Origin of the sequence: Nostoc sp. NMS2, from assembly GCF_017115105.1 — a bacterium.
GTDB lineage: Bacteria > Cyanobacteriota > Cyanobacteriia > Cyanobacteriales > Nostocaceae > Nostoc.
Map to the genome: position 1 here is coordinate 1 of NZ_JABXKH010000097.1, position 15998 is coordinate 15998.

General features: G+C 42.4%; 10 protein-coding genes and 2 tRNA genes. 4 read left to right on the forward strand and 8 right to left on the reverse strand.

The window, feature by feature from the left end; genetic code table 11:
- The first annotated feature begins 194 nt into the window (after positions 1 to 194).
- Positions 195 to 1154 (forward strand): ribonuclease Z, encoded by a 960-nt coding sequence (locus tag HWQ36_RS17845; RefSeq protein ID WP_292705027.1) that lies wholly within the window; start codon positions 195 to 197, stop codon positions 1152 to 1154.
- Between the two features lie 563 nt (positions 1155 to 1717).
- On the forward strand, positions 1718 to 3928 hold the full coding sequence (locus HWQ36_RS17850) for a polysaccharide biosynthesis tyrosine autokinase (RefSeq protein WP_292705028.1): 2211 nt from the start codon (positions 1718 to 1720) through the stop codon (positions 3926 to 3928).
- A gap of 117 nt (positions 3929 to 4045) precedes the next feature.
- Here HWQ36_RS17850 and HWQ36_RS17855 read toward each other — a convergent pair whose 3' ends face one another.
- The 3 genes from HWQ36_RS17855 to HWQ36_RS17865 all read right to left on the reverse strand — a co-directional run bounded on the left by HWQ36_RS17855 (position 4046) and on the right by HWQ36_RS17865 (position 9987).
- Complete coding sequence (locus HWQ36_RS17855; RefSeq protein WP_292705029.1) at positions 4046 to 5443, reverse strand: lipase family protein; 1398 nt, start codon at positions 5441 to 5443, stop codon at positions 4046 to 4048.
- Between the two features lie 279 nt (positions 5444 to 5722).
- The gene (locus tag HWQ36_RS17860) at positions 5723 to 7090 is read right to left on the reverse strand and encodes a lipoxygenase family protein (RefSeq protein WP_292705030.1); all 1368 of its coding nucleotides are present in this window, start codon (positions 7088 to 7090) and stop codon (positions 5723 to 5725) included.
- Positions 7091 to 7209: 119 nt separating this feature from the next.
- Complete coding sequence (locus tag HWQ36_RS17865) at positions 7210 to 9987, reverse strand: LamG domain-containing protein (RefSeq protein ID WP_292705031.1); 2778 nt, start codon at positions 9985 to 9987, stop codon at positions 7210 to 7212.
- A 616-nt stretch (positions 9988 to 10603) separates the two neighbouring features.
- Between HWQ36_RS17865 and HWQ36_RS17870 the strand changes: the two genes are divergently transcribed.
- Positions 10604 to 11749, forward strand: a complete 1146-nt coding sequence (locus HWQ36_RS17870) for a SpoIID/LytB domain-containing protein (RefSeq protein WP_292705036.1) — start codon at positions 10604 to 10606, stop codon at positions 11747 to 11749.
- 164 nt (positions 11750 to 11913) lie between these two features.
- Here HWQ36_RS17870 and HWQ36_RS17875 read toward each other — a convergent pair whose 3' ends face one another.
- A complete protein-coding gene (locus HWQ36_RS17875; protein WP_292705032.1) occupies positions 11914 to 13212 on the reverse strand; it encodes a hypothetical protein in 1299 nt (432 codons plus the stop codon).
- Positions 13213 to 13420: 208 nt separating this feature from the next.
- On the opposite strand from HWQ36_RS17875, the gene HWQ36_RS17880 reads away from it, so the two are divergent.
- Positions 13421 to 13900 carry a hypothetical protein gene (locus tag HWQ36_RS17880; RefSeq protein WP_292705033.1) on the forward strand — a complete coding sequence of 160 codons (480 nt, stop codon included), beginning with the start codon at positions 13421 to 13423 and terminating at the stop codon, positions 13898 to 13900.
- Positions 13901 to 13991: 91 nt separating this feature from the next.
- Here the strand turns inward: HWQ36_RS17880 and HWQ36_RS17885 are convergent.
- The 4 genes from HWQ36_RS17885 to HWQ36_RS17900 form a co-directional block, all read right to left on the reverse strand.
- Positions 13992 to 14063: transfer RNA gene (locus HWQ36_RS17885), tRNA-Gln, on the reverse strand.
- Between the two features lie 220 nt (positions 14064 to 14283).
- Positions 14284 to 15081: a WecB/TagA/CpsF family glycosyltransferase gene (locus HWQ36_RS17890; protein WP_292705034.1), complete on the reverse strand. Its 798-nt coding sequence runs from the start codon at positions 15079 to 15081 to the stop codon at positions 14284 to 14286.
- A 376-nt stretch (positions 15082 to 15457) separates the two neighbouring features.
- Complete coding sequence (locus tag HWQ36_RS17895) at positions 15458 to 15700, reverse strand: hypothetical protein (RefSeq protein ID WP_292705035.1); 243 nt, start codon at positions 15698 to 15700, stop codon at positions 15458 to 15460.
- A 39-nt stretch (positions 15701 to 15739) separates the two neighbouring features.
- A tRNA-Leu gene (locus tag HWQ36_RS17900) sits at positions 15740 to 15823 on the reverse strand.
- Positions 15824 to 15998: the final 175 nt, after the last annotated feature.

Below are 15998 nucleotides of genomic sequence, written 5' to 3' on the forward strand. Positions count from 1 at the left end.
GATAGTTTAGGGGTCGCCCTACGCAAAAATAGCTCGATGCCAGGGATAATTTTTTTAATGAAACCCGCTAGCTTATATAACAGCTAGCGGGTTTTTGATTTTTCTGATTAGGGCTATCAAAAAATAAATCAATAACCGTGTCACTATAGAAAATAGAGCTGCAATATTGAGCAATAGGAAGACTAAAGAATACTGTGCAGATAACATTCTTAGGGACGAGTTCCGGTGTACCAACGCGATCGCGCAATGTTTCTAGTGTAGCCCTGAGATTACCCCAAAGGGCAGAACTGTGGTTATTCGACTGTGGTGAAGGCACCCAGCATCAAATTATGCGGAGTGAACTGAAAATCAGTCAACTCTCCCGAATTTTTATCACCCATATGCACGGCGACCACATCTTTGGCTTAATGGGACTTCTTGCTACTTGCGGCTTGGCTGGCAATGTGGAACGAATTGATATCTACGGACCACCTGGATTAAATGATTACATTCAATCCGCCTCACGTTACTCTTACACACACTTTTCTTACCCAATTAAAGTTCATGCCATCCGTCCAGGGGTAATTTATGAAGACGATAACTTCACCGTTAGCTGCGGTAATTTGCATCACAGAATTACAGCTTTCGGCTACCGCGTAGCCGAAAAAGACCGGACAGGACGCTTTGATGTGGAAAAAGCTAAAGCGTTGGAAATTCCTTCTGGTCGTATTTACGGTCAACTCAAGCGCGGTGAAACTGTTACCTTAGACGACGGACGGGTGATTGATGGCATCCAATTATGCGGACCTACAGAAATTGGTCGGAAAATTGCCTATTGTACAGACACAATTTATTGTGATGGTGCAGTGGAATTAGCTCATGATGCAGATGTATTAATTCACGAAGCAACCTTTGCCCATCAAGATGCAGATATGGCTTTTCAGCGCTTGCATTCCACAACCACAATGGCAGCGCAAACAGCTTTAGCTGCTGGGGCACATCGACTGATTATGAGTCATTTCAGCCCCCGCTATGCTCCTGGCAATACCCTAGAGTTGAGGGATCTCCTCAAAGAAGCCCGTGCTATTTTTCCCCGCACTGACATGGCTTATGATTTCATGATTCATGAAGTACCTAGACGACGAGAGGTAGAGTTAACTAAGGTAGGCGTTTAATTTTGGATTTTAGATTTTCTATTGAACTCTTCTAATCTACAATCTAAAATTAACCAGGCTCTATCTTGGAGTTTAGTACTCTAACTTATAACACCCAGCAAATAAACAGCAGTTTGATTTTACAAGTAAGTCAACTAGTTAACCAACAATTTACGGTTAGCTAAGTGGATCAAAAATCCTCAAATAGTATGGGTTAAATATTTTTCTCAATGTGTTTTCTATATTACAAGTTATCAAAATAACTTTAATCTCTATAGTAGTGTTGTAAATTAGATGACTTTCTACTTCAATACTTAGGAAAAATAATTAATTTTTCGTCAAGATTTTTATTCTTTCAATAAAATATTTATTAAAAATTTATTCCTCCAACACTGATTAAGAATTTATATGGATGAATTGATGAACATGAAAGCGCCATTTGGCATAATATTGTGCCAAGGGAGCTTGTCATTGTTGGAAGAATAATTAAGTATGCTATTTCGCCTATAGGTGTAAAAAACATTTCAGATTTCTCATAAATCTTCCAAATAAATATAGTGTTTCGATATTAGAGGAGTTTGATAGTGGCTAAGATTAGTCTGAATCAAGAGCAACAAGTTACTACTACTTCAGCGCAAGGCGCAGTTGACATCAGACAACTATCTACTATTTTGGTTCGCCGACGCTTTCTGATCTTGGGGGTTTCCTGTGTAGTCATGTCAGCTGCTAGCCTCTTGGCTGTGATTGCCAAACCCACTTACCAGAGCAATATGCAGATATTGGTGAATTCCAATTTATCTCAAGGGGCACAGTCAAATAATATTCCAGCCGGGGCAGATACTCAGGTTACTAATTCTCAGGTTGTTGATTCCACTACTCAGATGAAACTCATGCTGAGTTCTAAGCTTCTCCAGAAAGCCGTAGATTTAGTTCATTCTGATTATCCTGATATTACCATAGCGGATATCGATGGTCAAACAAAACAGAACAAAAAAGCACCTCTAGAAGTAACTCCAGAAGAGGGAGGTATAGGAGCTAATAAAGTTTTTAGTCAAGTATTTAAAGTTTCTTTCGAGGATGAAGACCCAGTTAAAGCACAAAAATTACTTCAAGCTCTACAAAAAGTTTATCAAAACTACAATAAAGAACAACAAAAGGAACGCCTGAATCATGGACTGGCTTTTGTAAATGCTCGCCTACCGGAGATAAAAAAAGAGGTCAGTAAAGCTGATAAAAATTTGGAGCAATTTCGCAAAAAACATAAATTACTCGATCCTGAAGTCCAAAGTAAAATCTTGCTAGAATCTCTAGCCGATATTCAAACCCAGCTACAAACCGCTCGTGCCAACCTTCAGGATGCAAACGCTCGCTACGATAACCTAGAACAACAAATAGCGTCTTCATCGCAGCAGAATGAACTAATTTCTTCTCGTTTAAATCAGTCAAGCCGTTATCAAACATTATTGAGTGAAATTCAAAAGACTGAACTAGCATTGGCTAAAGAACGACTGCGCTATACAGATGATTATCCATCGGTACAAAAGCTAAAGCAACAACGCCAGAGTCAATTGTTGCTATTACGACAAGAGGTGAAATCTATTACTACTAGCAGTAAGGGAGGACCGCTTTCAAAAGGGCAAATGGTAGGGATTGATCCAACGCTAATAGACGAGTTTATTCTGGTGCAGACAACTGTTTTGGGACTAACTGCCAATGAAAAGAATCTAGCTGAGTCAGAACAGCGACTCCGTTCTGAAGTAAACAAATACCCAAGCTTAATAGCAGAGTACAATCGTCTACTGCCAAAGGTAGAAACTAGTCATAAAACCCTTGAACAGCTCCTTCAAGTGCAACAGTCTTTAGGGCTAAAAATTGCTCAGGAAGGATATAATTGGCAAGTTTTGACAGAACCTGCTCTAGGGACTTATATGGGGAATAACAGATTATTCCTTTTGGTTGGAGGAACTTTAATTGGTCCGATTTTAGGTATTTTAGTAGCCTTGATTTTGGAAAAGTTTAATGACGCTATTTATTGTGCGGGAGATTTAAAGAAACTAACGAATCTACGTATATTGGGAACAGTCCCAAAATTGCCGTCGCATGGTGTCAAAAAGCGGTGGCTGGGACTGCCTTGGAATAGGCGGCGGAGATCAAATGACTCTGTAATAGAAGCTACTACTAAATTGCCCGTCCATGAGAACCTGGATATGATCTACCAAAATATTCAGATATTAAAATATCCCTTACCCTTCAAGTCACTGATGTTTACTTCAGCACTACCAGGGGAAGGGAAGACAACCTTAGTATTAGGGCTTGCAGCTAGCGCTACTCGGATGCACCGACGGGTATTAGTTATTGATGCTAATTTGCATAATCCTAGCTTGCACAAAATCCTGGGACTATCTAATGATTGGGGACTATCTCTGTTATTGGTTGATGAGACAACTACTCATTTTCAAGATTACATCCAGCCTATTCATCCTTCAATTGATATTTTGACTGCTGGGCCGGAACCAGAAGACACGGTGAAGTTGCTCAGTTCTCAACGAATGAAAGAACTGATAGAGTTATTTGAACAAAGTTATGATTTAGTACTGATAGATGCTCCGCCTATTTTAGGCACGGTTGATGCCAGGATTGTGGCATCTTTTTGCAATGGTATTGTGATGGTAGAGCGGATGGGCAAAGTGACGCGAACTGAACTGACTCAAGCTACAGAAATTTTGAGTAAATTGAATTTAATTGGAATTATCGCTAATGAAGTGAGCAATTCTCAAAAGGTATTGGCATCGTAGAGTGAAGAAGACGCGGAGACTAATTTCCCCGCGTCCTATTTTGAACGGTTTTTAAATGCGATCGCACTGACATTTGTCGGATGAAGCAAAATACTCTGAGCTTGTCGGCAAATCGTATTATTTATTGTCAAGCTGACGCATAGCTAACCGGCGATAGTCACCCATGCGGTGATCGCCAACACTGTCAGACTCCAACTCTAAATTGACAGTACTCTTATAGTAGCCTCTCAAGCGTTCCCACCAGGCTGTTCGATTCAACCAGGAAAGTAGCATATTCTCACGCAAATTGCCATCAGAATCAAAATACAATAGCTTTCCGACATGACTAAACTTCATTCTGGGAATACGAGGAACCACATCATTATTGTTCACCGCTCTAAAGAAACGCTCTTTCATCCCTTTGTCCAAGGATTGAGCAAAAATTTGATCGCCTACCCTGGGTTGCCCAAAAGTATAAATCCCGGCTATTTCATATTCCGGCATCTGTTGATCGAGAGTTGCACCCGCCAAGGTCGCCAATGCTCCACCTAAGCTATGCCCCGTTATCCAGATGGGCTGGTTATTGTTACGCAGACTGTTGAGACGACCGATCGCATCCGGCCAGAGAGACTCAAGGGATTGGTAGAAGCCTGCATGAACCGTTCCCACTTTCCAGGCGGCTTTGAGCAGTTTCATGTTGGTCATCCAATCCGTCAAATTTTCAGTCCCCCGGAAAGCAATAATGATTTTTTCATCATCACCAACCATGAGACCTTCGGTGTCAGTGTCGGGAAATTCAAGATAATGTTCATGACCATTGATCTGGAAACCCAGTTTTTCTAGTTTAGCCTTACTCTCATCTGGGGTGCTGTAAGCTGCTTCGGCAAAATAAGCCAAATAAGCTAAATTTCCCTTACTAAAGGTGCGAGTGTTCGGCTCAAACACGCTTTCTAGAAAAGTACCTTCGGAAGTAATTTTAGTGTTTTCTTGTTCAACTTCTGGTTTTAACTGCCACCACTCATTAGCATAGGGAGCCGTAGAAATATAGCCATTGTAGCGAGTACATCGAGCTAGTCGTTGATTTTTGTAGTGGAGGTTAGTCAGATAAACATCGTCTCCGTGGCGAATTTTGTTGTCACCACTGCGATCGCGTTTGTTGATTTGCCAGCTCTGCTTTTTAGTGTGGAAATTATCGCTCCAATAGTAACAATCATGGCTATCTACCCAGGAACCCAAGACATTGTGCTGGTTCGGCAACGATTCTGTGGATTTCAGTCGGATCACTGCACCATCAGTTAGCTCACCGGTTGAATCTCCCAGAATTTGCAACTTTATATTGTTAGACTCGCCCAGCTTTTTATTCTTGCCGAGCTTTTTATTCTTGCCGAGCTTGGGCCAATGATACCGATTGGTTTTGCCCTTACTAAATTGAGTCACATAGTCGCCGTTCATGTGCTGTAAATAGATGGTGTCGCCATACTTCAGGACATCGCCAATTGTCGCGGTAGTAGACTCGGATTGTAAATTGCTTACCATATTGTGTCCTATTTTGTCAAGAATGAGTTTGACGCTTGCACGAGTAGAATTTGTGTTTTTTTGAACTGAATTAGGACTTACGCAAAAATTGCCAAAAAGCTTAATTTATCCTTCACGTAGCGTGCCGGAGGCATACCGCCATCTCTACGAGATACGCATAGCTTGCTTCTTTGCAAGATTACGTGCATCTCGCATAGAAGACACCAAGAACGCCAACAATCGTAGAGTGTGCGTAAGTCCTATAAATGAAAGGGAAATCAGTGTATTTTCAGACTGACACTAAATACTGATACTCATCAGAATTGTGTCGATCGCAATTCCTGGTTCGATTTCTTCCCGATTTTCCCAGAGTGCTTCTTTGAGCTTGTTAGCAACAGGCTGATCCACGCCCATGATCGGGTTATGGCGAACTGAGGTAAGATTCAAGGTGGTTGATAGCTGTCTGCCATTTCTAGCAGCCGTCATCGGGTCATTCTCTTTCCACATACCCAAGGTTGCATACTCAATGTCCCCGCCATCTTCATACTGCTTGTGATTCACCCAAGAATGCTGGAAGGTGCTGATATAGATTACATAAACGCACATTTGGCGCAGGTCTTGTAGGATTTTAATGTCTAATGTTCCTAACTCTGGTTTGAGAATGGAGTGAGCAGCTAAATCCTTAGACATGGCTTCAATTTCAGACCAGTATTGTTGAATACCAGCTTGATTTTGATCAAAAAAGTCTTTAACATACTTATTGATAATCTGCCAGAAGGCGATCGCTGCTCGGTCATAATGATTATTGACGACATAATCGGGCAGTGTGTGCGATCGCGGACTCCAATTGCGATAGGTAAGGGTTTTCAATCCTTCTACCAGAATTTTTTGAGTATCCTGATAATTTAGGACGGTTAATTGGGGAACAACACCCTCTTTAGCTTCTGAACCGACTAATTCGCTTAAACCCTGCTGATTAATTGACAGCAAGCCTTCAAAATGTGGCTCTAACAATTCAATAATCGGGTTATTGACCACATTCCGGTAGTAGGCCATTGCATATTGATCGATGTTTAGGTGAGTACCACCTAAATGAGCTACGGTTTCGTGCAGCACAAACTCGGCAGAACGGAAAAGTTTTTTTGCCCATTCCCAATTTTGATCGCGGGGACTAAGATTCTGGATCTTCGTCTCTCCGTGGAGAATAAATTCAATGGAGTGGACATGAAGTTGTTGTCCATCTAGACAGAAACGGGCTTCAATGAATTGGGGTAAAATCCCGTTGGCATCAACGCTCACGCCACTAAAGTCGTAACGAATAACATACTGCCAGGGTCGATTTTCCACTCGCTTCAGCTTACCCGGGCTGAAACCATTCAAACGACGCTCCACAAAAAATTCATCACTAAATTTATCGGGACGCAAACGGGTGAGATTGGGTGTCAGGTAGGAGACAGTATTAAGCTCAGTTCCCCCACTTTTGAGGTTAGGGGCAGTGAGGATCTGACGAACCCCACCTAGACCGTACAAGCTGACCTTAAAGTTGTACTGCCATTTGGTGCTTGGTAGCACAGTCGGGGGAAGGGGTTTTGTGACATCAAAGATGGGTATGTTTGATGCGTAGATGAATTTTTCTTGATTTGCCTTTCTTTGCTCATAAACAGTCATGTTTAATACCTCTAAAATCTGGATAGAAAATGGCTTCGATGCGATCGCCTAAATCGGGTTTTTTCCCCGGATAATTCCTCTGAAAAAAGTGAGACTTTTGGAATTACGCAATAAATCTGCTAAATGCTGATACTCATCGTCAGCTTCTCCAGGGGAAGTCCTGGTTCAATTTGAGCGCGTTGTTTCCAGATTGCCTCCTTGAGTTCAGCAGGTCCCACATCCATAATCAAGTTGCAACGAACTGCCGTCAGGTTTTGCATGGACAATATCTGTTTAGCGTGTCTGGTAGCCAGTAGGGGGTCAGTGTCTTTCCACGCACTCATGGTTACATAATCAACGTCGCCAGCATCTTCAAATTGCTTGTTATTGACCCAGGAGTGGTAGAAAGTGCTGTTATAGATCACATAAACACACAAATCCTGGAGGTCTTGCATGGTTTTGATATCGAGAGTTCCCAATTCTTTTTTCAGAATGCTGTTGGCGCTAAGGTCTTCAGACATACCGACAATTTCTGACCAGTAACTTTGAATGCCTGCACGGTTGTTGGCAAAGAAACGACTCACATAGTCAGTAATGATCCGCCACATCGTGGATGCACTGCGATCAAAGTGGTTGTTGGTAACGTAATCGGCGAGAAATTGCGATCGCGGGTTACCATTCCGATAGGTCATATTACTCAATTCCTGGCGAATCAGGACATACATATTGTCAACATCCACACAGGAGAGAAAGGTAACAGCACCATCCACATCCTTGCCGTCCTTGTCTTTGTATCCCAGAATGGCAAACACACCCCGTGTATTCATATTCAGGACAATTTCCAGATGGGGTTCGAGTAACTTTTGAATCGGATTGTTGATGACGTTACGGTAAAACGCCATTGCATACTGATCGATATTCAGGTGGAGACGACCCAGATGTATTCCCGTTTCGTGGTAGAGAAATTCGGTGCAACGGAAGAGTTTTTTAGCCCATTCCCAGTCTTGATCGCTGGGGCGTTGGGTTTGGATTTGGGTTTCGCCGAAGAGGGTGTATTCGATGGAATGGGGGGTTAGTTGTTGCCCTTCTAAACAGAAGCGAGCTTCAATCAATTTCGGCAAAATGCCGTGGGGGTCAATTTTTTGAATGCCACCCATGTCATAGCGAATGACATATTGCCAGGGCTGGTTTTGCACTCGCTTAAGTTGACCGGGGTTGAAGCCATTGAGACGGCGTTCTACAAAAAATTCATCACTGTATTTATCGGGACGCAGACGTGTCAGATTTTCCGGGGCAGTCGCAATTTGTTTGGCTGGGAGTTTGGCGGGAATTTTAGTCAGGTCGCCGCCATTTTCCATCAAGACTTGCGGTACTAAGACATCCTTGGTTGCTCCTCCCAAACCATAGGCTGATTGATAAAAATTAGCCAGCCAGCGTGCTGATGGGTGTACTTCAGATGGAAGCGGTTTAAAAGCGTCTAAGGCACGAATATCACCAATTTTACCAGCATAGCTAAATTTCTCTTTGCGGCTGAGAATCTGCATCGGCAACTTAGATTTGCTCCAAGTCGCGCCAGCAATAACGCCAAAGCTGTCAGAAAAACAAGAATCGTAGGCTATTTCCCCTGAACCCTTTTCCAGTAACCAATAGCCAACCAATCCTGGTTCAATGGACTCTAAACGGCGAGAAATATTGGCTTTGATTTCGGCGGCAGTGCGAGGGATGTTCCAGATACGGAGTTCTGCTAGTTGACCTGCAAAATAGGAATTATCGACATGACGTTTGCCAATCAATAAGTCTGCGTCGGAGTTGTCGGCAATCGCCCCTTCGATTTTAACCGCACCTTGAGACTCTCCATTGACAAACATTTCGACTTGCTGATTACTGACAACCACAGCCAGGTGATACCACTTTTCAAGGGCAATCTCTGTCTTGGTAGTTCCCCCGAAAACCAGATTGCGTTTATCTTTCGTGGAGTAGATAAACATCGGCAGTTTTGTACTTTCCTCAATGAAGAGGCCATAGAAAATGGCCGCCTTATCCAAAGGAGGTTGACCTGGTTTGTCTGGTTCTGCGGGATTATATTGCTTGGTAAAAATCGCACCACCTTGGTAGGAGCCTAAATTGACCCAGGCTTCCAAAGTCAATGTTTGAGTCAGATTGAGAAACCTCGGCCCCTTGTCAGAGCTTTGCCCCTTACCACAGGAAATATAGTCGTCTTTGCCATCAAAGGAGAGAACAGATTGTTGCTGAGTTTCCAGCTTGACAGGGAGTTCTGCTTCCGTCCAAGTTGTTTTGTAGAGTTTGCCATTGTTGCCAGCAATAGTGCGATCGTTGGCATCTCCATTTAGGGGAAAATAACCAACTAATCCTCGTTCACTACCTACTAGACGGCGATTCATCTGCTGTTCAATTTCTAATTGAGTGCGGGCCTGATTCCAAATCCGAAATTCTGCAAGAGAGCCTTTCCAATAGTTAGTAGCATTGGCCGCAGCACCAATAACAAATTTTTGAATTCCGGCTAACGATCTCTTTTGTCCACTGCCTTGATGCCAAATTTTCCCATTTTGATAAACGTACATTTCTCCGGTGACAGCATCTTTGACAAAAGCCCAATGAGTCCAGACATTGTAATCAGTGAGTTGGACTGGTTTTTCAATGCGATCGTAGCCATTCTGATTACCCGCATCCCAAAAAACCCGGGTATCTGCGTTGTGTTTCCAAGGCAGATGTATATTCAAAACGCGGGTATTTTGAGCGTTACAAGCCTCCAAAATACTGGTTTGTTGTGCGAGACTATTTTCTCCTTTAGCCCAAAATTCGATGGTGATTGCCTTTTCAATAGAGGAAAACCCTTTAGACAATTCAACACGATCGTTCACACCATCAAAAGTGAGAACAAATTTTTGCTCAGACATGAATTACTTCCTTCCTAAATGCCTAGTTTAGTGCTGCGAATAATCAATTTTAGACAATCATAAAAAGAGTTTAGGAATAGCAATGCTAAACCTCAAACCAAAATCTCAGCTTCCAAAACTGGAACTATACTTGATACTAAATTACAGTTTAAAAGTCCAGTATGTTGTCCGAAAAAGTTATTAGCACTTAGCCTTCTTCTAACTACTTTAAATCTAGCAACTTGCTTAATAGCTGAGTATTTTTACTGAAAAATAACTAATTACACATTTACCTTATAAATTCCGGTATATATTTTTTGTTGAAAGGTGAGAAAACTAAGGATAAACTAGTAGTCCACGAACCAAATATTGACAGATTGACAAGTGTAAGTTCGAGAAAAAAAAGTTAAAGATTATCAGTAACATTACTGCTTAGAACAGTTGCTAAAGGGTAAAATTACTGACTCCTTCACCGAATTTTAAATTTTGGATTAAAGATTTCTAGCTGATAGCTAAAGCAAAATGCATAATTAGTAGGAGGTGGCAACCTCCTGCGTTGGAGAAGTGTCTCATCTTAAAGTAGTAGACGTGATAATCCAGAGCGTCAATTAAATACTAGTGTGATTAGATGACCAGCATGAAATTCCAACTTTACTTAGGCTTTTTATTTTCCCAGATTAAAGTACGTCATTGGTGGGTAAGTGTCCTCTTATGGATTGCTTTGGTTGCCCCAGCCCAAGCGTCTGTAATTCTGCGCGTGGCAATTGAGAGGGGGGTTAATCAGGTAAAAGTGGGTAGTTCTACCACTGGGATCGTCAAGGATAGTACCGGACGGACTCTCGGACAGTTGCCAGCGATGAGTGCATATTATGCCCAAGCCATACCTGGTGGAGTCGCTTTAGATAAATGGCAGTCAGGTTTATTTTGGATTGAGCCAACAGGTAAAGGATTCGTTTATATTGGCGATCGCTGGTATCGTGGTAGAACTCTGGTTGTCCCCACAGAAAAAGGCTTAACGGCTGTCAATTGGGTTGATGACCAAGAATATCTCTATAGCGTTCTCGGTGGCGAAATGGATGCTAGCTGGCCCCAAGAAGCTTTAAAAGCCCAAGCGATCGCAGCCCGCACTTACGCTCTCTACGAACGTGAAAAACAACGGAATAATCCCGTCTACGATTTAGGTAATACCCCAGATCGTTGGCAAATTTACAAAGGTGTCATCAGTGAGGCTCCTGCTACTTACGCCGCAGTGGATTCCACACTAGGGCAGGTACTAACTTACAAAAACCGGATTATTCTCTCAGTATTCCACGCTTGTTCTGGGGGACACACCGAAAACGTAGAAGATGTTTGGGGAAGCAGCGAGCCTTACTTACGTGCTGTTCAAGACTACGATCAAAATATCCGCGAGTGTAATTGGGTGAAAACCTTCTCGCCCAGTGAAATTAGCGCTAAATTTCCTGGAGTGGGCAGTGTGACGGCGATGACTCCAGGGACATACTCGCCTTTTGGCAGTGTTAAAGTCTTGAAAATTGTTGGCAACAAGGGTACGAAGGTGCTACAGGGCGAGGAAGTGCGAACAGCCCTCAAGCTAAAAAGTACCCGCTTTACAGTTACTAAGGGAGCCAATGGTAGTTTTGTACTCCAAGGACTTGGCTACGGTCATGCTTTAGGTATGAGTCAGTGGGGGGCGTATAATCTGGCTCGGCAAGGAGTAAACCACCTGCAAATTTTGGGACATTATTATCAAGGTGTAGCCCTAACACCAATTCAGGCGAAGTAATCAAAGATTGGGAAGGGGGCATGGGGCATTGGGCATGGGGAATTGGGCATTGGGCATTAGTTATTTTTTCTTCCCTCACTCCCTCATCTCCCTCATCCTCCCCTGCTCCCCTGCCCCCCTGCTCCCCTCCTCCCTATTCCCCTGCCCCCCTGCTCCCCTCCTCCCTATTCCCCACTCCCACGTTCCAAGCGCCGTTGCCATTCAGCATCAATTTGTGCAGAACGCTCAACTTCCTGGTCTAGTAAATCGGTTTCGCTTGAATAGACTAAATCTTCCTTGCTAATGACTTTTTCTTGGGCAAATTGTTGAGCATAGTCGATTTTTTGTTGCAAAGGTGCATCAGGACTTGCCAATAGCCTTGAGCGGGAAAGCCTTGAGCGGTTGCGATCGCCTATTTTGCCATTACGCCACCGAATCCAGAAATAACGCAATAACGGTATGCTTATGAAACCTGCTCCATAAGCCAATAGCAGCCAATAAATTCCTTGCACAAAAGCTACCAGTCCACCTAATTGGGCAGCAACAGTGCCATCTCTCAACAAACTTCCCAGTATTAAAGCACCAACAAAATTTAGTGCCCCCAACCCCGCACTCAACATAATTTGCCCGGAACTTGCGGCACTAAAACGCCAAGGAAATTCTTCCAAGTAAGGTGATATTGCATGACGGCGCTTTTTAACTGCACTTACCTGTAACTCTGGAAAGTGATAAACAATTTGCCCTTCTGGACTTACAGCTGGTTGCCCATTAAATCGCGTCAGAACGGGCAGCATGTAATCTTCATACTCTCTTGCATATCCCTCGCCAATATCATCCAAATATGGGGCAATTTGTTCTGCTACCACTGCGCCACGATTGCTCCGAATCACCGTAGCAATTTCTTGCCAGCGACGTTCGTCTAAGTTGGCGTTAGGATTTCCATCACCAAACAAAAACGAAAACACAGCTTCAAAGAAATTCAGATTGCTTTCTTCTCTGCTTTCACGTCGCCGTTCCTGGTAGTGATTATCATAATTTGGGCTAAGATACCAGAATAAATTTGGAAAATAAAAGAAACCCCCACCGCCAGAATAACTGCCCCGATTGTTGCCGTTGCGATCGGAATTGGCAGAGGTAGTAATAATGTAGATGGCAATAATTATCAGGGTGATGGAAACAATTAAGAAAATTAAAAAAGAAGTGCGAATCAGGTAAAACAGAACACTCCAGACCTTTTTCCACCATTCCTGCAATCGTAACCGGAAGTATTTATTACGCAAAATTGATCGAAAATTGTGTGGAAAAAGGTAAACTATATCACCTGAATCCGCTACCTGCAAATGTCCTCCAGCATCAGATGCTAGGGCTAACAAGCTTTGATTAGCTTCAGCAACGTTCAATCCTGCCTGGGTTGCCACATCACCAACGGTGACACGGTAGCCCAGTTTTTCCACAGCTTGCATGATGGTGGGATTGGGAGCCATTGCTCTCCCCTCCTGTTGAAACTTATTCCCCTTTTATATAAGTATAAAGTTTTATTTTGCTCGACTTAGCAGGGGTAGGAATGAAGCATGAAATTACATCAATTTGGCAGCCCAAAACCGAAATAGATAAACCAACAAACAACCTGACACGGAACATGTTATAATAGTTTGCCTCAGCTTGGTTAACCAGCAAATTTTCTGCTCAAATATGGTTCAATATACTCTCGCTCAAAGTCCAGAAATTATCCTTACTGTTTCTGGAAAAGATTCAGCCAAAGCCCGTGATAAAGCAATGGATCAGTTGATGGAACTGATGGATGCAGGTAAGCTACCCACGGAACTGGAAGAAGGATTTGGCCCTCAACAATTAATTGAGGTCAAAGAGTCAACTATTGATATTGCTAGCGGCGAGGATACTATTACACAAGCTGTCCAGGTTCTAAGCAACCTGGCCACACTCAAGCTGAAAGTTCAAGAGTCACGAGATGAAGCGTTAGAGATTCGCAAAGCGGTTGATGTTCTGTTCACCGACGATTCGGTGACTGAAGAGGAAATTACTCGACTCAAGGAAGGTTTTAAAGTCCTCAAAAATTTCGCCCAAGCTAATGTGCGTTATCAAGAAGCGCGTTCTAAAGCAGAACAGGCTCGGCAAACTCTAGATCAAGCTCTTAAATCGCCTGATAAGTAACCTCTATAATAATCGGATAGATTGAGTTGCATTTTTAACTAATCTAATAAAAACTCTAAAAGACAGGCATAACAACCTGTCTTTAGATATACTGGGGCGCTAGGATTCGAACCTAGGGATGGCGGGACCAAAACCCGCTGCCTTACCACTTGGCTACGCCCCATCGACTTTACTCTAGTTAATATAGCAGTTAATCCTGGGTTTGTGTCAAGTACTTTAATAGTTTATTTCAGATAATGGATTTTTACGGCAAAACATTGATTGGTCGGAATCCTTACACTTAGACTATTTCATGGCTTTGTGGTGAACCCTTAAATCAACACTTGGCTGTATTGTCGAACTCACTTTAAGGGCAAAGGAATTGCGATCGTAATTCCTTTTCCTTAATCCCCAGTTTCGTGAAGAAAAACTGCTGCAATCCGACTTGATGATAGTAGTTGCTTGGTAGCCAGCCATATAAATAGTGGAATGGTCTTAGCATAGCGGCCGCAAAGTCGGCGTGGTTCTTGAATCCATCGATACAGCCATTCAAGTCCTAAGTCTCTAACTATGCGGGGTGCCCGCTTGTGAATTCCTGCATAAACTGGGAAAACTCCACCCAGTCCAATCATTACAGCTTGTATCTTCCCCTTATGTTGAGCTATCCAATTTTCTTGCTTAGGACATCCCAGAGACACAAGGACGGCGCTAGCACCACTAGAATTAATTTTTTGAACCAAGGCTTCGTCTTCAGTTTCAGTCAGGGGACGAAAAGGTAAAGGTTCCATCGCTGCAATCTTCATTTGAGGAAATTCCTGCTCTAACCTGTTTCGCATCCTAGAAAGAATTTCTGTTTGGGAACCTAAAAAGAAAATACTGAGATTTTGTGTTTGAGTTCGCTGACACAATGCTAAAAAAATATCCATCCCTGCCACACGGTCTTGGTAAATAGCCCCCATTTTTCGCATCATCCATACAAGAGGCATACCATCAGGAGTAACTATATCTGCATTTCGTAATACGGTGGAAAACTGTGGATGCCAATGAGCTTCAATGAGCATGTGTACATTAGCTACGTATACAGTTTTACTCTCACGCCTATTCGCCCACTTCAGTATTGTTTCTACCTGGTCGTCAAAACGTAAAGCAGTAATAGGGAAATCAAGCACTTTTTTAGTAGGTAGAAGCACTCTTGCCACCATCAATAACTCCTGTGTCCAAGAAAAAAATCCATATTGCTTAGACCATTCCGAATATTGAATAATTCAGATTGGATGACTCCTGACTTTTTATAGGCTTGTGTCATCGTTGGAAGTTAACACATGGAGGTGCAATTGCCTTTTTAATATGCTTTTAGTTTAATCGGTAATACTATAATTATTTGCCGTTGTGTCTTAGCTTACTGTTTTAAGCTAGAAACTTTAGATGCTGTTTGACAAAATTCATACTTTCTTCATAATTAATTTTTGATTGGTTCATGCAAGCATTACAATTACGATAAATTCCTAGTATAAACTTTATTTGCAAGTACTATTTTTTACGTGGTTAATTTACGTAGGTAACCTAGATACCAGACACTCAGTTTGCCGATTTTTGATACGTAAGTATTTGCTTAAGAGATAAAAGCCCAAAAAATAAAGGGAAGATAAGCTTATCTTCCCCTGTTCGATTATTTTTGTTATTGTCTGGCTTGTTAGCTTCTTTAAGTTTTTGACGTAACATTTGGCGTTGCTTTTTGAGTTGCCGCTTCCTGGCAGAACCGCCTCTACCTTTGTCATTCCTACCTTCTTTACGGGGGGATTCCCATCTTTTCAGGCGCATGAATTTTTCACCTCTCTATTTTATTTACTTATTTAGTAGTGGGCAGGAGGAGAATCGAACTCCTATGACCGCAAGGCCGCCACATTTTGAGTGTGGTGCGTCTACCAATTTCGCCACCCGCCCTTACATCCAACCTAATTATTATACTCTACATGAGGGATTTTGTAACAAGTTTGAAAATTAATTATCAAAGTTTTTCTGGAATATATTTACGTTTAACTATTATAAACCTCATCTAAGTTTAGAACCGTAGTTTTCGCCCTCACCCTAAATCCCTCTCCCAGATATGGGAGAGGGA

Excerpts from the sequence above, each read along its gene's own strand:
- HWQ36_RS17860 (WP_292705030.1), bottom strand. The coding sequence starts at position 7,090 with ATGACTGTTTATGAGCAAAGAAAGGCAAATCAAGAAAAATTCATCTAC.
- HWQ36_RS17855 (WP_292705029.1), bottom strand. The coding sequence starts at position 5,443 with ATGGTAAGCAATTTACAATCCGAGTCTACTACCGCGACAATTGGCGAT.
- HWQ36_RS17880 (WP_292705033.1), top strand. The coding sequence starts at position 13,421 with ATGGTTCAATATACTCTCGCTCAAAGTCCAGAAATTATCCTTACTGTT.
- HWQ36_RS17895 (WP_292705035.1), bottom strand. The coding sequence starts at position 15,700 with ATGCGCCTGAAAAGATGGGAATCCCCCCGTAAAGAAGGTAGGAATGAC.
- HWQ36_RS17865 (WP_292705031.1), bottom strand. The coding sequence starts at position 9,987 with ATGTCTGAGCAAAAATTTGTTCTCACTTTTGATGGTGTGAACGATCGT.
- HWQ36_RS17890 (WP_292705034.1), bottom strand. The coding sequence starts at position 15,081 with ATGGTGGCAAGAGTGCTTCTACCTACTAAAAAAGTGCTTGATTTCCCT.
- HWQ36_RS17875 (WP_292705032.1), bottom strand. The coding sequence starts at position 13,212 with ATGGCTCCCAATCCCACCATCATGCAAGCTGTGGAAAAACTGGGCTAC.
- HWQ36_RS17870 (WP_292705036.1), top strand. The coding sequence starts at position 10,604 with ATGAAATTCCAACTTTACTTAGGCTTTTTATTTTCCCAGATTAAAGTA.